This window comes from Pontimicrobium sp. MEBiC01747, assembly GCF_053601635.1.
Map to the genome: position 1 here is coordinate 1 of NZ_JBSHNS010000270.1, position 5,504 is coordinate 5,504.

General features: G+C 30.5%; 7 protein-coding genes. 4 read left to right on the forward strand and 3 right to left on the reverse strand.

Annotation, left to right across the window (positions count from 1 at the left end):
* Nucleotides 1-268: helix-turn-helix domain-containing protein (locus tag ACVC2P_RS08970; protein ID WP_452598137.1), on the reverse strand; the 268-nt coding region annotated here is incomplete at its 3' end.
* Nucleotides 269-615: 347 nt separating this feature from the next.
* Between ACVC2P_RS08970 and ACVC2P_RS08975 the strand changes: the two genes are divergently transcribed.
* From ACVC2P_RS08975 to ACVC2P_RS08985, 3 genes are all read left to right on the forward strand, one after another.
* Entirely contained in the window at nucleotides 616-1,767 is a 1,152-nt protein-coding gene (locus ACVC2P_RS08975; protein WP_452598138.1) for a M14 family zinc carboxypeptidase, read from the forward strand.
* A gap of 64 nt (nucleotides 1,768-1,831) precedes the next feature.
* Nucleotides 1,832-2,311 (forward strand): Lrp/AsnC family transcriptional regulator, encoded by a 480-nt coding sequence (locus ACVC2P_RS08980; RefSeq protein ID WP_452598139.1) that lies wholly within the window; start codon nucleotides 1,832-1,834, stop codon nucleotides 2,309-2,311.
* A gap of 88 nt (nucleotides 2,312-2,399) precedes the next feature.
* Nucleotides 2,400-2,915, forward strand: a complete 516-nt coding sequence (locus ACVC2P_RS08985; protein ID WP_452598140.1) for a DinB family protein — start codon at nucleotides 2,400-2,402, stop codon at nucleotides 2,913-2,915.
* A gap of 5 nt (nucleotides 2,916-2,920) precedes the next feature.
* Here ACVC2P_RS08985 and ACVC2P_RS08990 read toward each other — a convergent pair whose 3' ends face one another.
* Entirely contained in the window at nucleotides 2,921-3,199 is a 279-nt protein-coding gene (locus tag ACVC2P_RS08990) for a hypothetical protein (RefSeq protein ID WP_452598141.1), read from the reverse strand.
* Nucleotides 3,200-3,291: 92 nt separating this feature from the next.
* Complete coding sequence (gene aroB / locus ACVC2P_RS08995; protein WP_452598142.1) at nucleotides 3,292-4,359, reverse strand: 3-dehydroquinate synthase; 1,068 nt, start codon at nucleotides 4,357-4,359, stop codon at nucleotides 3,292-3,294.
* A gap of 99 nt (nucleotides 4,360-4,458) precedes the next feature.
* Here aroB and ACVC2P_RS09000 point away from each other — a divergent pair.
* Nucleotides 4,459-5,504 (forward strand): proline dehydrogenase family protein (locus ACVC2P_RS09000; RefSeq protein WP_452598143.1); only part of this gene is annotated, 1,046 nt, incomplete at its 3' end.

A 5,504-nucleotide genomic window follows, 5' to 3' on the forward strand; every position in this document is an offset into this window, starting at 1 on the left:
GAAGAGTAGGTTGTCTTTCAATTTTTGCTTCAACATTTTTCTCAACTGGAAATTTTCCCTTTCCATTCATTAACCAATATAATTCTACTTCAGGAAAAGCAGAAAGTACTTTTAAAACGAATTCTAAACTAGGCTTATTTCTACCAGAAAGTATGTGCGAAATACTAGAACGTTGCACTCCAATTTTTTCGGCAAAAGAAGAGGCACTTTCACCATAATAGTCAATGATTTTTTTAAGTCTTTTTGTAAACTCTTCGTTGTTTAACATGTTGTTACAATTGTAAACAGTTAGTGGTTAATATTGATGTTTACAAATGTAACATTTATATGTATACTATCAAAACAATAAGCTTTAATTCTTAAAATAATAGATTTTATATTGTATTTATACTTCAAGTAATAGTATTTAAATTACTGATTAATAATAAAATATGATTTTTAAATAATTTTTATTGAATATTCTTCAATGCTTAAAGACTTTAGGTTTCTGTTAAAAACTAAAGTGTATACATACGTAAACATCTAAGTTAAATTTCAATGTTTACAAATGTAAAATAGCGTGTTTACAACTGTAAATTTATTAATGTTTACATTTGTCTACCATATATTACTTAGATGACTTTAGATACTTTAAAAAACTATTATAAAAAGCATAAAGAGCAACTGCTTTTTGGGCGCTATATAAACACGGAACATATTAAACCGCTATTAGAAAAACATGTTACTTTTTTTAAAATTGATGAGATAGGACAATCTGTTTTAGGCGAAAATATTCATAGTATTACTCTAGGTAATGGACCAAAAAAAATATTAATGTGGTCTCAAATGCACGGTAATGAATCTACAACAACCAAGGCTATTTTCGATTTATTAAACACAATTAAGGTAGAAAATAAATTTTCTAAACAGCTTTTAAAGTCTTGTACGGTTAAAATAATCCCCATATTAAATCCAGATGGAGCAAAAATGTATACGCGCTTAAATGCAAATACAGTTGATTTAAATAGAGACGCTCAAAAGCAATCTCAACCAGAAAGCAAAGTTCTAAAAGACTGTTTTGAAAACTTTAAGCCTCATTATTGTTTTAATTTACATGGGCAACGCACTATTTTTAATGTAGGTAATACAGATAAATCTGCTACAGTATCCTTTTTATCTCCAGCTCAAGATGAAGCTTGTAGTGTTACAGAAACACGTAAAAAAGCGATGTCTGTAGTTGTAAAGATGAATACTGTATTACAATTACAAATACCTGGGCAGGTAGGGACGTACGATGACGCTTTTAATATAAATTGTGTCGGTGATACATTTCAAACACTAAATACGCCTACCGTTTTATTTGAAGCTGGCCATTACGCTAATGATTACGATAGGGAAGTAGTGCGTGAGTTTATCTATCAATCACTTATAACGGCTTTAAATACGATAATTAACGATGAAGTAGATGTTGATGATTATAAAGATTATTTACGCATACCAGAAAATAAAAAATACTACTACGATATTATTATTAGGAATGCACTAGTAAATAATGAAATGAAAGATATAGCTGTGCAATATGAAGAGAAATTAGATGGAAATACTCTAGATTTTGTTCCAAGAATAGTAAAAATGGAGCCCTTAAAAGACTATCACGCACACAAAACCATTGAGGCTTATGGTACTATGGTTTTAGGTGAAGAAAATGAAGCGTTGAAACTGGGTAGCGAAATCGATTTCGTAAAAGTTAACAATGTAAAATTATCATTAAAAATCTTAAAATCTTAAAATTTAATATTTATTATTCAGTAATATTGTGGTATTTTTGCTTTATATTTAATAAAAAACAAAAATGGCAAAATTTAAATTAGACGAAATTGATCATCAAATTCTTGATATGCTGATAGATAATACAAGGGTGCCTTTTACAGACATTGCTAAAAAATTATTGATTTCTGCAGGGACTGTGCATGTAAGAGTTAAGAAAATGGAAGATGCAGGTATTATAAAAGGGTCTTCGTTAACATTAGATTACAGAAAATTAGGATACTCTTTTATAGCATACGTAGGAGTATTTCTTCAAAATACATCGCAAACAACCTTTGTTTTAGAGCGAATTAACGAAATACCATTTGTAACTGTTGCACATGTTACTACAGGGAAGTTTAATATTTTCTGTAAAATTAGAGCGCGTAATACAGAACATGCAAAAGATGTAATTTTTATGTTAGATGATATCGAAGGCGTGTATAGAACCGAAACAATGATTTCTTTAGAAGAAAGCATTAATGATAAGAAACGCTTAATGCACGATATTTTTAGAGAACTATAATTTAGTTTTAACAGTATATTATAAAACCTTTCGAGATTTCGAAAGGTTTTTTTTGTTACATTTAATTTTTAATCTAACCCTTTACTTTATGAATGCGACTCAATTACAAAAAGATGAATATATACCATACTTTAATAGCTATATACAGCAAGCAGGAGCTGTAGATTTAATTGAAGGATTACAGCAGGGTATGGACACTATGATTGCATTTTATGAGGCGATAGGGGGAGATAAGCTAGAATATAGCTATGCTGAAGGAAAGTGGACTATAAAGGAGATTATAAACCACTTAATAGATTCAGAGCGCGTTTTTTGTTACCGTGCTATGCGTTTTGCTAGATATGATAAAACAGTCTTGAGTGGTTTTGAAGAAAACCATTATGCAGAAGCCAGTAAAGCAAATGGTAGAAGTATAACTTCTTTATTAGAAGAGTATAGACTTGTAAGGCTATCTACTATAGCGCTGTTTAGTAGTTTTGATAACGATATGATGCTTAATAAAGGTGTTGCAGGAGGAGGAGAGGTTTCTGTAAGAGCATTAGGATTCTTGATTATAGGGCACGAGAAACATCATGGTAATGTAATTAAAGCACGTTATTTGTAGTAGCTTTAATCATTGTTATCAAAGTTTATTACAACATGGCCATCATTATTTAGCTCTAAAACATCATTTGTATCAAAATTAGTCATGGTATAGTGTAATTTACTACTTACTTTTACTAAGTAAATGGTGTCCTCTGTTTTTACTTCTACAGCTTCTATTGTTTGATTTTTATGATCATCGAAGGTTATAATATCCTTGTCTCCGTAGCCGTCTGGATACTTTTCAGTTAATAAATTTAAAACTTCTGGTGTTAATTTTTTATAATCTACTATAACTCTTTTCATAACAACTATACTTTTAAGTTCATAATTACTTATGTGGAGTTCCTTTATCTAAGGATTATTATAAAGTTACAATTTTTTTGTTAAAAAATAATTTATGAATTATAAAAATTAAACGCCTCTATTATTAAGTCATTATTTACAATACAATTAATTTTTGTTTTACTTATAGCTTCAAGTAGTACAAAATTAATATTACCATGTTCATTTTTTTTGTCATACTTTAAAAGTTCAATAATAGGGCTGTAATCATCAGGTTTAATGTCTACATGGCCGTATATAGACTTAATGGTTTGTTTTATGTCGTTGTTATCAATAGCGGGGAAATCAAGGAGTTTGGTAGATAAATAAGTCGCTAAAACCATTCCTATAGCAACAGCTTCACCATGTAAAAGTGTTTGGCGTTCAGGATGACTCAAAAAATGAGACTCTATAGCATGCCCCAATGTGTGTCCGTAATTTAATGTTTTACGTAAATTTTCTTCGTTAGGATCTTGTTCTACAATGTCTTTTTTGATTAAAATAGATTCAAAAATTAAGTCGTCTAAATCTTTAAGTGATAGTTTAGATAAGTTTTTTAATTTATTCCAATACAGTTTGTTATAAATTAAGCCGTGTTTTAGCATTTCTGCTAAACCAGAGCGCATTTCTAGCTGTGGAAGCGTGGTTAAAAAAGACGTATCTACCAATACCATCTTTGAGGTGTTAATAACACCTATCTGATTTTTTAAGCTCCCTAGGTCAACCCCAGTTTTACCACCAATAGAAGCATCTACCATTGCAAGTAAAGATGTTGGTACATTAACAAAATCGATACCTCTTTTAAAAGTAGAAGCAACAAACCCTCCTAAATCTGTAACCACTCCACCGCCTAGATTTATCATCAGGCTTTTACGGTCTCCATCTAGTTCAGATAAGGCGTTCCATACTCCAGAACAAGTATCTATTGTTTTATTAATTTCGCCAGCTTCAATTTCAATAATTTCAATAAGCGTATTAGTTTCTAAACGAGCCAAAAAACTTGGTAAACATTCTTTATGAGTATTTGTGTCTACTAAAAGAAAAATTTTAGAATAATTTTTCGTCTTTAAAAGGTTGTTTAAAGCAGGATAGCAAGCTTCATTTAAGTATATAGTGTAATCTTGAGTTGTAATAGAAGTCATCTAAAAATATCTAAAATATAGTATGCGAAAATAAGTGATTTTTGTATAATTATATGTTAGTATAATTATATTTGTACAAATATATTTTCATAAAAAACGATGAGTCAAGAAAAAATCTTTGATAACACAGAAGTTGCTTTCTCGTTGAAAAGCGATTCTGAATTAGAACGAGCTTATTTTTTATTTAAAATGATAGCAAGTCAGCCTTTAGTAAAAATAGGTACTGCCGCCACAAATTTTGCGTTAAAGGCCAAATTACCTGTCGAAGGTTTAATTAGAGCTACAGTATTCGATCATTTTTGCGGAGGAGTAAATGAAGATGATTGTTTAACCGTAATTGATAAAATGTATTCTAAACGCGTATGTTCTGTTTTAGATTACTCGGTAGAAGGCAAGGAAACAGAAGAACAGTTTGATGAGGCAACCGAAAAAATATTAAAAATCGTAGGATTTTCTGACGAAAAAGATGCTATGCCTATAGTTGTTTTTAAACCAACGGGATTAGGGCGTTTTTATTTATTTCAAAAGAAAGGAGAAGGGAAAGCTTTTACAGAAGAGGAAGAGCAGGAGTGGGCGCGTATAGTGTCTAGATTTAATGCTATTTGTAAGTTAGCTAGTGAGAAAGATGTTGAAGTTTTAATTGATGGTGAAGAGAGCTGGATGCAAGATGCTGCAGATGAGTTAGTAGAAGACATGATGGCAATTTATAATAAAGAAAAACCAATTGTTTACAATACATTACAAACTTACAGATGGGATAGGTTAGAATTTTTAAAAGCATCTCACGAGCGCGCTAAAAAAGGAGGTTTTACGCTAGGGTTTAAAATAGTAAGAGGCGCCTACATGGAAAAAGAGCGAGAACGTGCTGAAGAAAAAGGATACAAATCTCCAATATGTAAAGATAAAGCAACAACAGATGATAGTTTTAACGATTGTTTAGTTTATATTTTAAACAACCTTAATGAAATTTCTATTTTTGTAGGAACGCATAATGAAGAGAGTACATATTTAGCAATGGATATTATGGAGCAGTTAAAAATAGATAAAGGAGACAATCGCGTATGGTTTGGTCAACTTTATGGAATGAGTGACCATATAAGTTTTAATCTAGCTGAAAAAGGATATAATGTTGCTAAATACGTGCC